The 17,492-nt window shown below is 64.6% G+C and carries 15 protein-coding genes; 9 read left to right on the top strand and 6 right to left on the bottom strand.

From position 1 onward, the window contains the following. Nucleotides 1-61 precede the first annotated feature (61 nt). The 3 genes from greA to E5162_RS15160 all read right to left on the bottom strand — a co-directional run bounded on the left by greA (nucleotide 62) and on the right by E5162_RS15160 (nucleotide 4,263). Nucleotides 62-535 carry a transcription elongation factor GreA gene (greA, locus tag E5162_RS06980; protein WP_135944325.1) on the bottom strand — a complete coding sequence of 158 codons (474 nt, stop codon included), beginning with the start codon at nucleotides 533-535 and terminating at the stop codon, nucleotides 62-64. Nucleotides 536-588: 53 nt separating this feature from the next. After that, on the bottom strand, nucleotides 589-3,840 hold the full coding sequence (gene carB / locus E5162_RS06975) for a carbamoyl-phosphate synthase large subunit (protein WP_135944323.1): 3,252 nt from the start codon (nucleotides 3,838-3,840) through the stop codon (nucleotides 589-591). A gap of 195 nt (nucleotides 3,841-4,035) precedes the next feature. After that, the gene (locus E5162_RS15160) at nucleotides 4,036-4,263 is read right to left on the bottom strand and encodes a hypothetical protein (protein WP_308610784.1); all 228 of its coding nucleotides are present in this window, start codon (nucleotides 4,261-4,263) and stop codon (nucleotides 4,036-4,038) included. A gap of 212 nt (nucleotides 4,264-4,475) precedes the next feature. Between E5162_RS15160 and E5162_RS06965 the strand changes: the two genes are divergently transcribed. Both E5162_RS06965 and E5162_RS06960 read left to right on the top strand, forming a co-directional pair. Further along, on the top strand, nucleotides 4,476-5,054 hold the full coding sequence (locus tag E5162_RS06965; protein ID WP_158291226.1) for a hypothetical protein: 579 nt from the start codon (nucleotides 4,476-4,478) through the stop codon (nucleotides 5,052-5,054). Between the two features lie 29 nt (nucleotides 5,055-5,083). Beyond that, nucleotides 5,084-5,269: a helix-turn-helix domain-containing protein gene (locus E5162_RS06960; RefSeq protein ID WP_135945092.1), complete on the top strand. Its 186-nt coding sequence runs from the start codon at nucleotides 5,084-5,086 to the stop codon at nucleotides 5,267-5,269. A gap of 3 nt (nucleotides 5,270-5,272) precedes the next feature. Here the strand turns inward: E5162_RS06960 and E5162_RS06955 are convergent, their stop codons facing one another. Then, complete coding sequence (locus E5162_RS06955) at nucleotides 5,273-6,829, bottom strand: peptide ABC transporter substrate-binding protein (protein ID WP_135944317.1); 1,557 nt, start codon at nucleotides 6,827-6,829, stop codon at nucleotides 5,273-5,275. A gap of 86 nt (nucleotides 6,830-6,915) precedes the next feature. Continuing rightward, on the bottom strand, nucleotides 6,916-8,124 hold the full coding sequence (gene carA, locus E5162_RS06950; RefSeq protein WP_135944316.1) for a glutamine-hydrolyzing carbamoyl-phosphate synthase small subunit: 1,209 nt from the start codon (nucleotides 8,122-8,124) through the stop codon (nucleotides 6,916-6,918). A gap of 191 nt (nucleotides 8,125-8,315) precedes the next feature. On the opposite strand from carA, the gene E5162_RS06945 reads away from it, so the two are divergent. The 5 genes from E5162_RS06945 (at nucleotide 8,316) to E5162_RS06925 (ending at nucleotide 14,860) form a co-directional block, all read left to right on the top strand. Further along, nucleotides 8,316-8,783: a GatB/YqeY domain-containing protein gene (locus E5162_RS06945; RefSeq protein ID WP_135944314.1), complete on the top strand. Its 468-nt coding sequence runs from the start codon at nucleotides 8,316-8,318 to the stop codon at nucleotides 8,781-8,783. A 100-nt stretch (nucleotides 8,784-8,883) separates the two neighbouring features. Then, nucleotides 8,884-10,731: a DNA primase gene (dnaG, locus tag E5162_RS06940; RefSeq protein WP_135944313.1), complete on the top strand. Its 1,848-nt coding sequence runs from the start codon at nucleotides 8,884-8,886 to the stop codon at nucleotides 10,729-10,731. A gap of 57 nt (nucleotides 10,732-10,788) precedes the next feature. Then, nucleotides 10,789-12,840, top strand: coding sequence for an RNA polymerase sigma factor RpoD (gene rpoD, locus E5162_RS06935; protein WP_135944311.1), 2,052 nt, complete (start codon nucleotides 10,789-10,791; stop codon nucleotides 12,838-12,840). A gap of 145 nt (nucleotides 12,841-12,985) precedes the next feature. After that, nucleotides 12,986-14,356, top strand: a complete 1,371-nt coding sequence (locus E5162_RS06930) for a mechanosensitive ion channel family protein (RefSeq protein WP_135944309.1) — start codon at nucleotides 12,986-12,988, stop codon at nucleotides 14,354-14,356. Between the two features lie 45 nt (nucleotides 14,357-14,401). Next, nucleotides 14,402-14,860 carry a GNAT family N-acetyltransferase gene (locus E5162_RS06925; protein ID WP_135944307.1) on the top strand — a complete coding sequence of 153 codons (459 nt, stop codon included), beginning with the start codon at nucleotides 14,402-14,404 and terminating at the stop codon, nucleotides 14,858-14,860. A gap of 61 nt (nucleotides 14,861-14,921) precedes the next feature. Here E5162_RS06925 and E5162_RS14945 read toward each other — a convergent pair whose 3' ends face one another. Continuing rightward, nucleotides 14,922-15,284 (bottom strand): DUF378 domain-containing protein, encoded by a 363-nt coding sequence (locus E5162_RS14945; RefSeq protein ID WP_206751070.1) that lies wholly within the window; start codon nucleotides 15,282-15,284, stop codon nucleotides 14,922-14,924. A gap of 110 nt (nucleotides 15,285-15,394) precedes the next feature. Here E5162_RS14945 and E5162_RS06915 point away from each other — a divergent pair, with 110 nt between their 5' ends. After that, nucleotides 15,395-15,817: a secondary thiamine-phosphate synthase enzyme YjbQ gene (locus E5162_RS06915; protein WP_135944306.1), complete on the top strand. Its 423-nt coding sequence runs from the start codon at nucleotides 15,395-15,397 to the stop codon at nucleotides 15,815-15,817. A gap of 81 nt (nucleotides 15,818-15,898) precedes the next feature. Next, the gene (locus tag E5162_RS06910; protein WP_135944304.1) at nucleotides 15,899-17,425 is read left to right on the top strand and encodes a hypothetical protein; all 1,527 of its coding nucleotides are present in this window, start codon (nucleotides 15,899-15,901) and stop codon (nucleotides 17,423-17,425) included. The last annotated feature ends 67 nt before the right edge of the window (nucleotides 17,426-17,492 follow it).

Raw genomic sequence — 17,492 nt, 5'->3', positions numbered from 1 at the left:
ACCCGAGACAGCTCCGGGCAGGGCCGCAGCATTTCCAGGTCCGTGCATGAGCCAGATTGCCTTACTTCCACTCAACCTTGAGGATTTCGTAGGATTTCACGCCGCCGGGGGCATTCACCTCGACCACGTCACCGGTGTCCTTGTTGATCAGCGAGCGGGCGATCGGGGAAGAAAGCGAGATCTTGCCGGCTTTGACGTCGGCCTCGTCGTCGCCGACAATCTTGTACGTCGCTTCCTTGTCGGTGTCCTCGTCCACGAGAGTTACCGTCGCGCCGAATCTGACCGTGTCGCCCGACATCTTGGACGTGTCGATGACCTGGGCGCGCGCGAGCTTGTCCTCAAGCTCCTGCAGGCGGCCTTCGATCCAGCCCTGGCGTTCCTTGGCGGCATGATACTCGGCATTCTCAGACAGGTCGCCGTGCTCGCGCGCCTCGGAGATCGCCTGAATCACCGCCGGGCGTTCCACGCTCTTAAGATGCTTCAACTCGGCGTCGAGGGCCTGATGGCCCTCGGCCGTCATTGGTATTTTCTGCATGAGAGTTTCCCGTCAGAGTCGGACGTACCGGCCGTGGCGGAAATGCCGCCCGGTCAGGCCGATCCACTACGATAGGATTGCAAGGAGCGCGGTTCAAGCTCTCCCGCGTCGATCGCCGCAATGGATTGCACACAGATGCGGCTGGCAGACGCGGTCGTGTAGCACGGAACTTTCAGCTCCAGAGCGGTGCGCCGGATCGAATAGGAATCGATCAGCGACTGACGCCCTTCGGTCGTATTGAAGATGAGCTGGATGTCGCCGTTCTTGATGGCATCCACGATATGGGGCCGACCTTCGAAGACCTTGTTGATGCGCGCGACCGTCACGCCGGCTTCGCGCAGCGTCTTCTCGGTCCCTCCGGTCGCCACCAGCGAGAAGCCGAGTTCGGTCAGCTTGCGGCACGACTCGATCATGAAGGCCTTGTCGCTCTCCTTGAGCGAGACGAAGACCGTGCCGGTGCGCGGCAGATTGACCCCCGCTCCGAGCTGGGCCTTGGCAAAGGCGCCTTCAAAGCGCGCATCGATGCCCATGACCTCGCCGGTCGACCGCATTTCCGGGCCGAGAACCGGATCGACGCCAGGGAAGCGCGAAAACGGCATGACCGCTTCCTTCACCGCGACATGGCCCGGATCGGACGGCTTGGTGTTGAACTCGGACAGCTTGGCGCCGGCCATGACCTTGGCTGCGATGGCGGCAACCGGGGCGCCGATCGCCTTGGCGACGAAGGGCACGGTGCGGCTGGCGCGCGGATTGACCTCGAGCACGAAGATCTCGCCATTCTTGACGGCGTACTGCACGTTCATCAGCCCTATCACGCCGACCGCATGGGCCAGGGCCTCGGTTTCGCGCTTGAGCTCCTCGATGAGTTCGGGCGAGAGCGAGTAGGGCGGGATCGCGCAGGCAGAATCGCCCGAATGCACGCCGGCCTCCTCGATATGCTCCATCACGCCGGCAACCCAGACAGTCTCGCCGTCACACACCGCGTCCACGTCGACTTCGCTGGCGTCTGTGAGGTAGCGGTCGAGCAGCAGCGGGGATTTACCGGAGACGTGAACGGCCTCGCGGATATAGCGCTCGAAACTCTCCTGATCGCGAACGATCTCCATGGCCCGGCCGCCGAGGACGAAGGAGGGGCGCAGAACCAGGGGGAAGCCAAGCTCTTTGGCGATCTCGGTCGCCTGCTCGACCGACTTGGCAATGCCGTTGGGCGGCTGGCGCAGCTTCACATCGTCTAGCAGCGCTTTGAAGCGTTCGCGGTCCTCGGCGAGGTCGATCGCGTCCGGCGCGGTGCCCAGGATCGGGATCCCGGCCGCTTCCAGCTCTGCGGCGAGCTTGAGCGGGGTCTGCCCGCCAAACTGCACGAGCACGCCGAGCAGCTCGCCGTTGGAGCGCTCGGTCTCGATGAGCTCGAGCACGTCTTCAGCGGTCAGCGGCTCGAAATAGAGCCGGTCAGCGGTGTCGTAATCGGTCGAGACCGTCTCCGGGTTGCAGTTCACCATGATGGACTCGATGCCCATCTCTGCAAAGGCGAAGGCCGCGTGGCAGCAGCAATAGTCGAACTCGATGCCCTGTCCGATCCGGTTCGGGCCGCCGCCCAGGATGATCGCCTTCTTGCGGTTCGTCGGCTCGCTCTCGCATTCCCCGGTCTCGTAGGTGGAATACATGTAGGGCGTCGCGGCTTCGAACTCGGCGGCACAGGTGTCGACACGCTTGAAGACCGGGCGCACACCGAGCTTGCGCCGATGGGCGCGGACGTCGACTTCCTCCATTGAGGTCAGCTGCGCCAGCCGCGCATCCGAGAAGCCGTCCGCCTTGAGCGCGCGCATCGCCTCGACATCGTCGGGCAGGCCCAGCGTGGAAACGTCTTCCTCGGTGTGGATGATCTCCTCGATCTGGCGCAGGAACCAGGGTTCGTAGGAACAGGCGGCGTAGATGTCGTCGACGCTCAGGCCCTCGCGGAAGGCCTGGGCGATCACGCGCAGCCGGTCCGGTGTCGGCGAGCTGAGTGCGGCCAGCACGGCGGCGCGGCGGCTGTCGGGCGTGTCGGCATGGTCGAGCCCGGCAATGTCGATCTCGTCGAAGCCTGACAGGCCGGTCTCGAGCGAACGCAGTGCCTTCTGGACGCTCTCCTTGAAGGTGCGCCCCATGCTCATCGCTTCGCCGACCGACTTCATGGAGGTCGTCAGCGTGTTTTTGGCGCCGGGATATTTCTCGAAGGCGAAGCGGGGAATCTTCGTGACCACATAGTCGATGGTCGGTTCGAACGAGGCCGGGGTCGCGCCGCCGGTGATCTCGTTGTCGATCTCGTCCAGCGTGTAGCCTACGGCCAGCTTGGCGGCGACCTTCGCAATCGGAAAACCGGTTGCCTTGGAGGCGAGCGCGGAAGAACGCGAAACCCGCGGATTCATCTCGATGACCAGCATGCGCCCGGTCCTGGGATCGACGGCGAACTGAACGTTCGAGCCGCCGGTCTCCACGCCGATCTCGCGCAGCACCGCGATCGAGGCGGTGCGCATGCGCTGGTATTCCTTGTCCGTCAGAGTCAGGGCCGGGGCGACGGTGATGGAATCGCCGGTATGCACGCCCATCGGATCGATATTCTCGATCGAGCACACGATGATGCAATTGTCCGCCTTGTCGCGCACAACCTCCATCTCGTACTCTTTCCAACCCAGAACGCTTTCCTCGATCAGCACCTCGTTGACCGGGGAATTGTAAAGCCCGGACGCGACGATCTCGCGGAACTCCTCGACATTGTAGGCGATGCCGCCGCCGGTGCCGCCAAGGGTAAAGGACGGTCGGATCACGGCCGGCAGACCGAGTTCTTCCATGACGGCTTCGGCCTCGGCCAGAGAATGGACCGTGCGCGAACGCGGGCTTTCCAGACCGATCTTGTCCATGGCGACGCGAAAGCGTTCGCGGTTCTCCGCCTTGTCGATGACGTCCGCGCGCGCGCCGATCATCTCCACGCCGAACAGGTCGAGCACGCCGCGCCGGTCCAGCTCCAGGGCGCAGTTAAGCGCAGTCTGGCCGCCCATGGTCGGCAGCAGCGCATCGGGGCGCTCCTTCTCGATCACCTTGGCGACCATTTCCGGGGTGATCGGCTCGATATAGGTGGCGTCCGCCAGGCCAGGATCGGTCATGATCGTGGCCGGGTTGGAGTTCACCAGAATGACCCGGTAGCCTTCATCTTTCAGTGCCTTGACCGCCTGAACTCCTGAGTAGTCGAACTCGCAGGCCTGGCCGATCACGATGGGCCCGGCGCCGATGATCAGGATGGATTTCAGATCGGTGCGCTTGGGCATGGTGGCTCTCTCGTGTCTGGCCGGCGGCAAGGGTCCGGCGAAGGGATATCGGCGCGCGCGAACCCGCCCAGCCTTCCGAAGAGCTTCGGACGGCGGCGGTGTCGGCGTTCTCAAAAATGCTGAAGCCGGGTGTTAGCGCGGAATCGCCGCGATGGCGAGAGGGGATGTGAGGAGAAATGCGCCGGTGCCGGCGTGCTATCGCCTGGCCCGCGCCGCACGCACCAGAGCCCATAGCGCCGCCTCGGCCGGGACGGTGGAATCATTGACCATGACCGCGACGAAGATGTCGTCCTCGGCCAGGTAAGCGACGGCCGCGCGAAAACCGGTTATGCCGCCGGAATGCATCAGCATCGGACCGGTTGCGTCGATGCCGCCGGTCAGCTGGATGCCGCGCCCGTAGGAAATCGCTGCGGTGTCCGTCACGGCCACCGGCAGGTGGAGGGCAGCTGGCCGGTCGATGGGCGACGGACCCTCATAGCTCTGATCAGCATGGCATTGCAGAAGCGGCGCCGATTGGAGTGAGGCGCTAAGGAGTACCAAAGCTGCAAATGCGTACATCGAGGCGGCCCTTCGACGGATGACATGCGCTATCGATTAAAGTAAGACTTTAATTAGATCAACTCGGAGATTGATAAATGAAAGCCATGGACAAGCGGCATGCGGCGGCATCGGAAAGCCCGGAGCAGGGTCTCACCCCGGCGATGCAAGGCTGGGCAGCGGTGTTCGCCGTCCTGACCCGCCTGGGCGCGGCGTTCGTGATCGTGTTCGCCGTTCTGCCGGTTGCGATATTCCCCGAAATGCTGCCCGAGCGCGCCACCTATATGGGCGAACGGTACGACTGGTATGCTTGGCCCTTGCGCCTCGGGGCGGCAGCGATCGTTCTGGTTCCGTCATCTATCATGGCGTGGGGGCTGCGGGGTCTCGGCAGGTTTTTCGGGCAATGCGCGGGCGACCATCCCTTCGCCGTCAGCGGTCTGACCGGCTTGCGTAATTTTGCGCTGGCCATCTGGCTGAACGCCGTACTGGGACCGCTGGCCGGCGCTGGCCTGAGTGCGTATCTAAGCGGTCTGAGCCCGGAGGTGAGCGGCCAGCTTGCGTTGAGCGTCGGCAGCGGCGATCTGGGCGCTCTGCTTTTGGGCGCCAGCTTTTTCTTCGCCGCCCAACTCCTTCATGAGGGTGGCCGGGCCCATGACGAGTTGAGGACGATCTTGTGAGTTCGGCAATTCAGGTCAATCTCGACGTGATGCTGGCGCGGCGCAAGATGCGCTCCAAGGAACTGGCCGAAGCGATCGGGGTCTCTGAACAGGCTTTGTCAATGATCCGCACCGGCCGCATCAAAGGGATGCGTTTTTCCACTCTGGCCGCGATTTGCGACGTGCTCAATTGCGAGCCAGGCGACATTCTGGCTCTGGTTCCATCCACCGAATAGCGATCAATCCAGATCGAGGTCGCGCCAGAGCATCGGCGGAATCTCCTGGCGCCAGCCCTCCACCCGGTCGCCGATCAGCCAGAAGGTGCGCTCATGCAGTAGCGGCACGATGGCCTGTTCTGCCAGCAGAAGCTGCTCGGCGCGCCGGTACAGCTCGGCCCTGGCGTTGGCGTTTATGGTCGCGCGTGCCTGGGTCATCAGCAGGTCGAAGTCCTCGCGAACCAGGCCGGACCAGCCGCCATCGTCGGCAAACCCGTCCGGACCGAATGGCTGGAGCATGAAGTTGGGGTCCGATTTGAGGCCTCGGTCGAAGCGGGACAGGGAGAGATCGAAATCGCCCGCATCCACGGCCGCGAACATGTCCAGAGCCTCGCTCGGCACCAGGTTCAGCTCGACATGCACGCGGGCGAGGTCGCGCATGATGGCGGCGGCCATGCGTTCCCGCCCGCCGGCAATCAGGCGGAGGTCCAGGCGCAGCGGCCGTTCGGGACCGTATCCGGCGGCGGCGAGGAGGGCGCCAGCGGTATCCAGGTCGGCGGGAGCCGGGCGCGCATCGGCAGGGATGACGGTTTCGGTCGGGCTGGCCTCTGCGTCGAACAGCGTGTCTGACAGAAAGGCGCGATCGATGGAGAGGGAGATCGCCTGTCTTACCCGCAGATCGTTCAGCGGTGCGCGGCTGTGGTTGAGCTTCAGATAGGTGAGGGTGGGGGCGTTGAAACTATGAAGTTCCGGGCCGAACTCGGCCTTCAGGGCGCTGATTTCACCGGCGGGAGGCTGTTCGCAAATATCGAATTCGCCTGCGCGGAAACGCTGCGCCCTCGCCTCGGCATTCTCGACGACCTCAACCTCGATTTGGGGAATGGAAACGCTCTGCGCAGCGTGGAAATTCCGGTTCCGGCGCAGCAGGTAGCGTCCCTCCTCGTGCGCGGCGAGGACATAGGGTCCGGCGCTGACCCATCCCGCCGCGCGCGTCCAGGCCTCCGGCGCGGGCTCGATGGCATGGCGCGGAAGTGGATAGAATTCGCGCATGAAGACCGGAAACAGGCCGACCGGCTGGTTCAGACGAAAGACCACCGTGCGCGGATCGGGCGCCTCGACGGCGATGTCTTCGGGTGGGCGTTCGCCGGCCACGGCTTCTCGCGCGCCCTCCACCGCGAAGAAATCGCCCAGATCCGCGAAGCCGGTCATCGGGTCGACCGCGCGCTGGGCCGTCCAGACGACATCCTCGGAGGTCAGCGGTGTCCCGTCCGACCAGACGAGGTCTGGGTTCAGGCGAAAGATCCAAAGCTGACCGTCATCACTGCGCCAGCCATCGGCCAGACCCGGCGCTACCCCGCCGGAGGGCGCGTACTCGGTCAGGGGCGCATGCAGCTGCTTGAACATCAGGGCGGAGACGGCGAGCTGGCCGCGCAGCGGATCAAGCGTATCGGGTGCACTTGCGAGGGCAACGCGCAGTATCGCGTCGTCACCGCCCGGGCCAGCATTCCTCGAGCAGGCGGCCAGCGACAATGCGCTGGCGGCGGCGAGGAATTCCCGGCGATTGGCAAATGGCGTGCGCACCCTCGCGTTCTACTCCCGCAAGACTCGTGAAGATGCTGATATAGCGTGCCTGAATCCGGGATGCACCCGTTTCGATGCCGCGAGTGCTAGAGGCTGGTGACGAAGGTCTCGAAGACGGCAAAACTGTCTTGAGGACCCGGGCTTGCCTCAGGGTGGTGTTGCACCGAATAGACCGGCTTGTCGGTCAGCATGAAGCCGCAATTGGTTCCATCGAACAGGGACACATGCGTCTCTTTGGCATTGGTTGGCAAGGTGTCGCGATCCACCGCGAAGCCGTGGTTCATCGACACGATCTCCACCTGCCCGCTGGAGATGTTCTTGACCGGATGGTTCGCGCCGTGATGGCCTTGAGTCATCTTCACGGTCGTCGCGCCCACCGCGAGCGCCAGCATCTGGTGACCGAGGCAAATGCCGAGCACCGGAATGCCGGCCTCGATCACGCCGCGAATGGTATCGAGCGCGAACTTGCCGGTTTCGGCCGGATCGCCCGGGCCGTTGGAAACCACGACACCAGCCGGTTTTTCAGCCAGCACATCCTGCGCGGTCGAGCTGCCCGGCATGACATGCACGCAGGCGCCCGCCCCGGCGAGGCGGCGGAGGATATTGGCTTTGACCCCGTAATCGAGGACGACGACTTTCGGTCCGTCCTTGGGGCCTTGCGCATAGCCTTCCGGCCAGGCCCAGTCCGCGCTCTGCCAGTCGGCAGCGGCGGCACCGGTCACAGCCCGGGTCAGCTCGCGTCCTTCCATACCGGGGGCGTCGTGGGCGAGCTTGGCCAAGGCATCGAGATCCAGCTTCCCGTCGCGCGCATGAGCGATGGCAACCATGGGCATCCCGTCCTGCCGGATGCGGCGCGTGAGGGTGCGCGTGTCCAAGCCGGTCACCGCGATCACGCCGCGTGCCGCCAGCCACTCGTCGAAGCTCTGCTCGGCACGCCAGCTGGCCGGAGCGGTGATGGGGGCACGGCTGACCATGCCGACAGCCGCCTTCCTGGCCGGTTCGGATGCGGCTTCTTCGTCCTGCACATTCGCGCCGACATTGCCGACATGCGGGAAGGTGAAGCAGACAATTTGCCCAGCATAAGAGGGATCAGCCAGAATCTCCTGGTGACCGGTCATGGCGGTGTTGAAGCAGAGCTCGCCCGTCGCAATCCCGCTGGCCCCCGCGCCCTTGCCGAGGAAGACGCTGCCATCGGCCAGGAGTATTGCCCCTGTGGCTGCCTTGATCTCGTCTGCAGTGAGGTCTTCAATCCGGCGCTTCGGACCGCGCACTTGATTCTCGATCGTATCCGACATACTTCACCGCTCCTTAGACGCCGCGCGACCCCGTGATGGCGCGAACGCGGATGCGTGCGCCCTCTGGACAAACGCGCGGACGGTATGAGAGGCAACCCGGCCCGTCAAGAGACGGAGGTTGCTAAAAACGGTTTGTTTTACAAAGAGTTGCTGGTTTTGCTGTGGATGTCTGACCGGCAGAGGGATCTCGAATGCACATTCGCGAACGAATTCTCGCCGACCTGAAGGACGCGATGCGCGCCAAGGACACCTTGCGCCTGAACACGCTGCGTCTCATTCAGGCCGCGATCAAGGACCGCGATATCGCGGCCCGCGCCGAGGACCGCTGCGATGGTTGCGGCCAGAGCGAGGTGCTGACGCTGCTCCAGAAACTGGTCAAGCAGCGCGAGGAAAGCGCGGACACGTACGAAAAGGCTGGCCGGCTGGATCTGGCCGAGCGCGAACGCGCGGAAGCCGATATCGTGCGCGAATATCTGCCGCGGCCCATGGATGAGGCCGAGATTTCCAAAGCTGTCGACGCAGTCGTGGGTGAGCTGAACGCCACCGGCCTGAAGGACATGGGCAAGTGCATGGGCACGCTCAAGGACCGCTATTCGGGCCGGATGGATTTCTCGCGGGCCGGTGCAGAGGTCAAGTCGCGCCTGAGCGGCGCGGCGTAGGTCTTTCCCGTCCGGCCCGCGTGAAACCCGGCGTGACGGAGACGGTCCGGCAGGTCTAGACTGACCGGCTGGTCCATCCTGTCATTATTTCAAGGCGCTCATGTCCCTGCCTGACGGCTTCATCGACGAGATCAAGGCGCGTGTGCGTCCGTCCGATATCATCGGACGCTCCGTCGCGCTGAAGCGCCAGGGCCGGGAGTTCGTCGGTCTCTCTCCGTTCAAGAAGGAACGCACGCCTTCCTTTTTCGTCAACGACGAGAAGGGCTTCTATCACTGCTTTGCCAGTCAGAAGCATGGAGACGTCATTTCCTGGCTTCAGGAAACCCAGGGCCTGTCCTTCATGGAGGCGGTCGAGGCGCTGGCCAGCGAGGCCGGGCTCGACATGCCCAAGCCCGATCCGGACTCGGCGCGGCAGGAAGAACGCAAGAAATCTCTGGTCGAATGGATGGAGGCCGCGCAGGGCTTCTTCCGGCGCAAGCTCTCCGGCTCTGATGCCGGCGAGGCCCGCTCGTATCTTCAACGCCGCGGCCTGTCCGGAGCGGATTGCGAGCGCTTCGGCATCGGCTATGCCCCCTCGAGCCGGCGCGCGCTGAAGGATTTCCTGACGGCGGAGGGCGCGCGGGTGGAAGAGCTGGTCGAAGTCGGCCTGCTGATCGCGCCCGACGACGGGGGCGAGGCCTATGACCGTTTCCGCGACCGGATCATGTTCCCCATTCACGATCCGCGTGGACGTCTCGTGGCGTTCGGGGGGCGTGCGCTGTCCAAGGACGCCCGGGCCAAATACCTCAATTCGCCGGAGACTTCGCTGTTTCACAAGGGCGCGTGTCTGTACCGCTTTCCCGAGGCGCGGCGCTTTGCGTCCGATCCCAAGGTCAAGGCGCGCGGCTTGATCGTGGCCGAGGGCTATATGGATGTGATCGCGTTTGCCCGCGCCGGGCTCGGCCATGCTGTCGCGCCGCTGGGCACGGCGCTGACCGAGGACCAGCTGCGTCTTCTATGGCGCGCGGGCGGCGCGCCAACCGTGTGCCTTGACGGTGACAGCGCCGGACGCCGGGCGGCGGCTACAGCCGCCGAGCGCGCCCTGCCGCTGCTCGAAGCGGGACGCACCTTGCGCTTTGTCTTCCTGCCCGAGGGCCAGGACCCGGACGACATGCTGCGTGATCGCGGTGCCCAGGCGCTGCGTGAGGCGATCGCTGAACCCCGGCCCCTGGTCGATGTCCTGTGGGACCGCGAGAAGTCGCTGGAACCGCTCGACGATCCCGACCAGCGCGCAGGCTTTCGAAAGCGGCTCCGCGCGCTGACGGGCAAGATCCAGGATGGCGACCTGAAAGCGGAATATATCGCCGAGTTCGACCGGCGCCTCTCTGACCTTTTCGGCGCGGGCTTTGCCGGAAGACGGACGCAGCGTCAGTCGAACTGGCGGCGCGAGAAGGACCCTCTGGCCGGTCCGGCGACCGCGTCGCTTAAAGCCTCCAGGCAGGGGCCGCGCGCCGGCGCGACCGCGCGCATCCTTCTTCTGGCAGCGATCGAATGGCCGTCGATCGCGGAGGGCGAAGCGGAAACACTCGCCGAACTCCCCCTCGGTCCGCTTGACAGCCTGCGTGACGGCGTTCTAGACGCCTGCTCTTCTGAAGACCTTGTGCGCGCGGGCGGATTACGATCCGCTCTGGTCGAGCGCGGGTTTGGAGAAGTGTTACAGCGTCTCGAAGCGGACCGCGGACCAATGCGGGCTGCAATGGGGGGAGATCAAGCTGCAGTCGATGGCCGGGCGGAGGCTTGGCGTGCACTTGCGGCTTCTTATATGGATAAGCTCACTCGCGAAGTCCGTCAGGCTGAAGAGCGTGAACGCCTCGAGGGCGTGTTTGAAGACGGCGATTCGGATGAGTTCAAGAAAGTCGTGGCCGCCATGCGCCGCGGCAGGGTGAACAAACGAGGCGGCGCGCGGTAGGAAGTCCTGCCGGCGCGCGCCCTTTTGCGGGCAAGGCTCGAGGAGCTGAATTCACTAATGACGAAATCGACCGACACGACCGACAGCGCTGCTGCGGAAACGCAAGACCGGCCGCTGCTGGATCTGACCGATCAGTCGGTCAAGGCGATGATCAAGACCGCGAAAAAACGCGGCTATGTCACGCACGACGAACTCAACAAGGTTCTTCCCAGCGAAGAATTCTCCTCCGAGAAAATCGAAGACATCCTCTCCCAGCTGTCCGAGATCGGTATCACGGTCGTCGACAGCGAAGAGGAGTTCGAGGACACCGACAACAGCGCGGACGAGTCCGACGAGGAGGACGAGTCCAAGTCTACGGCTCTCGCAGCCAAGTCCAAGACGGCTGTAGCGGGTCAGAATACCGGCGCGGCCCAGGACCGGACCGATGACCCGGTGCGCATGTATCTGCGCGAGATGGGCTCGGTGGAGCTGTTGTCTCGCGAGGGCGAGATCGCCATCGCCAAGCGCATCGAGGCCGGCCGCAACGCGATGATCCGCGGCCTGTGCGAGAGCCCGCTGACCTTTGAAGCGATCATGGTCTGGCGCGATGAGTTGCAGTCGGGCCAGGTCCTGCTGCGCGACATCATCGATCTGGACGCCACCTATGGCGGCACCAAGCCGGACCATTCGGAAACCGGCGGACCCGGCTCGCCGGGCGCCAAGGCCGCCGAGGCGGAAAAGGCTCGCAAGGCCGAAGCGGCTTCCAAAGACGAGGACGGCGCCGAGAAAGCGGAAGGCTCCGAAGACACTGAGTCCGAAGAGGGCGAGAACGGCGACGAGGACGAAGACGACGAGGAGGGCCAGAACCTCTCTCTCGCTGCGATGGAAGCTGAACTGCGCGACGGCGTCATGGAAACGCTGGACGCGGTGGCGAGCGATTTCGAGAATTTCCGCCGCCTGCAGGACAAGCTTGTCACCCAGCGTCTCGAAGGCAAGGACCTGACCAAGAAGGACCGCGAGAACTACGAGACCCTGTCCGAAAGCATCGTGGAAAACCTCAATTCGCTGCATCTCAACAATGCGCGGATCGAGGCTCTGGTCGAACAGCTCGATGCAATCAACAAGCGTCTGGTGGGTTTGGAAGGCAAGCTGCTGCGCATGGCCGAAGCGCATGGCGTGGCGCGCGGCGAGTTCCTGAAGCTCTATCACGGCAACGAGCTGAACCCGAACTGGCTTGAGGAAGTCTCGGCCAAGTCGAAAGCCTGGGCGAAATTCGCCGAGCGCGAAGAGCGCGAAGCCACCGCCATCCGTGAGGAAATTGCCGCTCTGGCGACAGAGTCCGGTGTTCCGGTCGACGATTTCCGCCGCATCGTGCACACCGTGCAGAAGGGCGCGCGCGAGGCGCGCGTCGCCAAGAAGGAAATGGTGGAAGCCAACCTTCGCTTGGTGATCTCGATCGCGAAGAAATACACCAATCGCGGGCTGCAATTCCTCGACCTGATCCAGGAAGGCAATATCGGCCTGATGAAGGCGGTCGATAAGTTCGAATACCGCCGCGGCTACAAATTCTCGACCTATGCCACCTGGTGGATCCGTCAGGCCATCACACGGTCCATCGCGGACCAGGCCCGCACCATCCGCATTCCGGTGCACATGATCGAGACGATCAACAAGATCGTGCGCACCAGCCGCCAGATGCTGCACGAGATCGGCCGCGAGCCGACCCCGGAAGAGCTGGCCGAGAAACTCTCCATGCCGCTGGAAAAAGTGCGCAAGGTGATGAAGATCGCCAAGGAGCCGATCTCGCTCGAAACCCCGATCGGGGACGAGGAAGACAGCCATCTGGGCGATTTCATCGAGGACAAGAATGCGGTCCTGCCTATCGATGCGGCGATCCACTCCAACCTGCGCGAGACCACCACTCTGGTCCTCGCCTCGCTTACCCCGCGTGAAGAGCGCGTGCTGCGCATGCGCTTCGGCATCGGCATGAATACCGACCACACGCTGGAAGAGGTCGGCCAGCAATTCAGCGTGACCCGGGAGCGGATCCGTCAGATCGAGGCCAAGGCGCTGCGCAAGCTGAAACACCCCAGCCGGAGCCGCAAGCTGCGCTCTTTCCTGGATAGCTAGGCAAACGCGCTGCACACAGAATGAAGCCCCGGCCCGAACAGCCGGGGCTTTTTCGTCTTCGCCGGCGGCGAAACGAAAGCCGCCGGCCGGCGTTAGCTCCGTCGGCGACTTCCCTTTTCATGCGCCTTGCGCAAGGCTCTGCCCGATGACCCGTGTAACCCTCCGCTTCTGGCTTGCCTTCGCCGCACTCCTGGCTTGCGCTTTTGCCCTGCTGTCAGCCCCGGCCGGGGCGCAGACGGGCGGACGCGAGGCCGGTGGCGAAATCCAGCTGGAGACCGACGCCCCTTCGGACGCCGCGATCGCCCGGCGCATCGAGACCATCTTTGGTGAAATCCAAAGTCTGTCCGGCGTCGAAATCGATGTCGAGGCGGGTGTCGTGACCCTGACGGGCGAAACCGTGACCGCCGAGGCGGCCAGCCGCGCCGAGGCGCTCGCAGACCGCGTGGAAGGTGTGGTGACGGTCGAGAACCGGATCGGGCGTGACGTCTCGGTCGCCACCCGCGTCGCTCCGGCCGTGGGCGAGCTGGAGACCTCACTACAGGATCTCGTTCGCTTCTTCCCGCTGCTGGCGCTTGCGGTGGCGCTGTTTCTGGTGCTCGGACTGGCCGGCTGGCTCCTGAGCCGCTGGGATGGACTTTGGCGCGTGCTCGCACCCAACCGCTTTGTCGCGGAGCTTCTGGGCACGACCGTTTTCGGCCTTTTCCTCGTTTTCGGACTGGTTTCGGCCCTGACCCTGCTGGACGCCACGGCCTTCCTGGGCGCGCTGCTGGGGGCGGCCGGTGTCATCGGTCTGGCCGTCGGTTTCGCGGTCAAGGACACGATCGAAAACTACATCGCTTCGATCATGCTTTCGGTCCGCCAGCCTTTCCGGCCCAACGAGCATGTGGTGATAGACGGGCAGGAGGGGCGGGTGATCCGGCTGACCTCGCGCGCCACCGTGCTGATGACGCTCGACGGCAACCATTTGCGTCTGCCCAACGCCCTCGTCTTCAAGGCGGTGATCCTGAACTACACCCGCAATCCGGAGCGCCGTTTCGATTTCATTCTGGGCGTGGACCCGGACGACGATCCAATGTCCGCGATAGAGACCGGCCTGACCGCGTTGAAGGCCCTGGACTTCGTGTTGACGGCACCGGATCCGGCCGGAGTCATACGCGAGGTGGGCGATTCCACGATCAACCTGTTCTTCGCCGGCTGGATCGATCAGACCGCAGCCGATTTCTTCAAGTCGCGCTCGGTGGCGATCGCGGCGGTCAAGGCGGCGCTGGACCAGGCCGGCTTCACCTTGCCAGACCCGACCTATCGCCTGCGCATCGACAGCGGCGCAGTCCCGGCGGCTCCTCCCGCGCGAGTGCCCGCGACACCGGCCGCGAGGGCTCCGGACGAGCCTGCCAACGCGCAGACCGGCGAAGCCTCGGATGTGGCGCCCGACACTTCGCTGGCCGACCGTGTCGAAGAAGAACGCCGCAAAGCCCCGGCGCGCGATCTGCTCTCGGAAGACGCGCCGACCGAATAAGTTGCAGCGGCCCTCGCGGCCGCCCATCGAAGCAAAGGAAATCCCATGAGCCAGTCAGAACTGACCATTAAGGCCGCGCGTCCCAAGGATGCGCCCGCAATCGCCCGCCTCTCGCGCGAACTCAACGAGGTGGTCGGCGACTCGACCGAGCACTGCACACCGGAGAATATCAAGCGCACCCTGTTCGGGCAGGACACGAGTTTCCACGTGCTGGTTGCCTCGCGCGCCGATGGCGAGCCGATCGGCTATGCGGTCTGGCATGCCTATTACGATAGCGGCCATGGCGGCGCTGGCGCGTGGCTGGCCGAGGTGTGCGTGGGCAAGGCGGGCCGCGGTGAGGGCGCCGGGCGCGCTTTGTTCGAGGCCGTGATCGAGGATGTCCGCGAAAGCCCCGCGACATTCCTCATGTGGACCAGCTCGGAGACCGAAGCGGCCGAAGGGCTCTACGAGAGCTCGGGCGGCTACGCGAAACCGGTCCGGCGCTGGGAGCTGAACGGGCTCTAGGCCAGAAAAACGCCCCGGCGATGACCGGGGCGTTTTCATGACGTCGTCCAATGCCTGGAGGCTAGGCCGTCCCGCCGGGGCCGGCACCGGGCGCACCGGTTGTCGGCGGCTGCTTGGGGTCGCTGCCCGGGCCCGTACCGGCAGGCGTGCCGCCAACCCGCGGCTTGCCTGCGGCCGGCGTCGCGGGTGTGGTCGGGCCCGTCTCGGGCGGATTTGCGGCTTCGGGCCGGGATTCGCTTTCACCGCCGGGTGAGAGCACCTTGGCGGCGAACAGGGCCACGACAATGGCCGCAGCGCCTACCAGCAGGTAGATCAGGGTCGTGATCCAGCTATTCGCGCCGAACATCGCGAGGAGATTGAAGTTGGACAACCCGATCAAGCCCCAGGCGAGCGCGCCCAGGATGACGATGATCAGGGAAACCATGTAAAGCACTCTCATGACGGTGGGCCCTCGTGTCCGCGAATATGTGGAATGAATCCAACGGCCGCGCCGTACACAGGGTTCCAAAGATCAGACCTCGGCCGGGAGGGCGCATGGCACAGTCACGCATCGAGATTTCCACCAGCGGGCCCGGCCTCTATGAGTTTACCGACAAGGCCTCGGCCTTCGTCAGGTCAGTCGCGTCCGGCGATGGACTGCTGACGTGCTTCGTTCGCCATACCTCGGCCTCCCTGCTGATCCAGGAAAACGCCGATCCGGATGTGCGCCGGGACCTGGACGTGTTTTTCCGCCGGCTGGTCCCGGACGGGAATGATCCGGCCATGTCCTGGCTGCGACATACCGCCGAAGGTCCCGACGATATGCCGGCGCACATCAAGGCGGCGCTGACACCCGTCTCTCTGAGCGTACCGGTCACGGGCGGGCGCCTGGCGTTGGGAACCTGGCAGGGCCTCTACCTGTTTGAGCATCGGCTTGCCGCCCACACCCGTGAGATCGTCCTGCATCTGTCGAGCTGACCCAGCCTCGTTTTCACCAGGTCATGAGCCTGCCCTATTCCTTGGTTCCCCTGTCGACATCGCCATTTGAAGGATTGCGTCATGCGACTCGCCTCCTGCCTGCCAGCTTTGTGCTCTGCCGGTCTCCTGTGTGCGGGCCTTGGCGCTCCGGCGGCCGGAGCTCAGACGACCGAGCCGGTCGTGCACGAGCCAAATAGCGCCATTACGCCTCAGATGAGCGGACCGGCCTATATCGCGGCACGCGGCGGCTTTGGCTCTGCACGTGAAATGACCGTGGCGATGAGCCGGACCGATCTCGGCGGAGGCGCCCGCGTCGAGGGCGAACTGACGGTCCTGGTGGGGGAAGACTGGGTGCTGGAACAGGGGAACGGGCCGGTGACCCTGTACGACTTTGCCGAAGAGCGCACGGTCGAGTTCGACCGGGAGGCGGAGACCTTCAGCAATCTGGCGACCCACGCTCTGGCTCGGCGCAATCTGGATGTCTACGTCGCGCTGTCGGACCGGGGCATGCGCGAGCAGATCGACTTTGCAGACGTGGTCGGACTGGACCGCTTCTGGCTCGAGGCGGCGATGGGTATCAGCGCGCGCGAGGCAGATGTCGAGCTGAGTGTGGCGGACGACACGCTGACCGCTGTTCGCGGCGATGAAACGGTAACCCGGATCGGTTTCGGCACCTGCCACTCGCCCGCCCTGAACGAAAGCCAGGCGGCGGCCTTCAACGCCTGGCTGGTCCGGGCTGCGCCAGTCCATCCGACCGTCTCTGCCGCCCTGCTGGACCAGGATCGGGCACCGTGTGCGCTGTCCTTTGTGATTTACAGTCCGGATAGCCCCCAGGGGCGAGAGGAGAGCTGGTCGATCGAGTCTGCGGACATGGTCCCCAATGCGGACGTGTTTGCTTCCGGCGATAGTGTAGCCCTGCCGGGCCCTGACCTGCTTCAGGAGTTGCTCTGGCCCGCCGTACTGGAGGCAGTGCGCGGCGAGGCGGGCGACACGCCCGGCCCTATCACGTTCATGGATGACATCGAGAGCCTGCGCGAAGCCGGGGATCTGGCCGGCGCCCTGCTGCTGTCCATCCGGGAAACCCACCATTTCGGTCCGTGCCCCACGGCGACCATCGGGTCTGCGCGCCTGGCGTGCACAAGCATGAGCGGCTTGCGCGCACAAGGCATTGGGAATGCGGATTTCGAACGTGTCGCGGCCGGGCTCGCCGCCGTCGATAGCGGCGATCACGCCGGCGCTATCGCTGCGTTGAGGCCCTCGCTTTCGCGCCAGGACCGGGCCGGCGCCGCAGCGCGCACGCTCGTGGCGAACGAGCTTGTCGCCTGGGGGCGCGAAGGTCTCGAGGCTCACGAGGAGCTCGACCCGGCGCGCCTTCTGGCCGAGGCGATCGTCCTCGATCCCCTGGCTCCGGATACGTATTGGTATCTGGGTGAGCGCTTTCTTGTCGCCGGCTCGCCGGAAACGGCGTTTACCCTGTTTGAGCTGGGTTCGGCCCTGCCCGGACGGGATATGACGCCGCTTCTACAGCAGTCGGTTGAGCTCAAGGCGCGAATCGAAGACGTTGCGCCTGCTTATTTTCCAGCTGCTTTTGGGCTTAACCCCGATTGACACCGGGTTAATAGCTTTACCCCGCCTTAACCGCACCACCTGCTTTTATCGTTAAGACGTCACAGTG

Source organism: Marinicauda pacifica (assembly GCF_004793635.1).
Classification (GTDB): domain Bacteria; phylum Pseudomonadota; class Alphaproteobacteria; order Caulobacterales; family Maricaulaceae; genus Marinicauda; species Marinicauda pacifica.
Note: the sequence above shows the minus strand (reverse complement) of the source record. Positions and strands in the feature narration are given on the sequence as shown.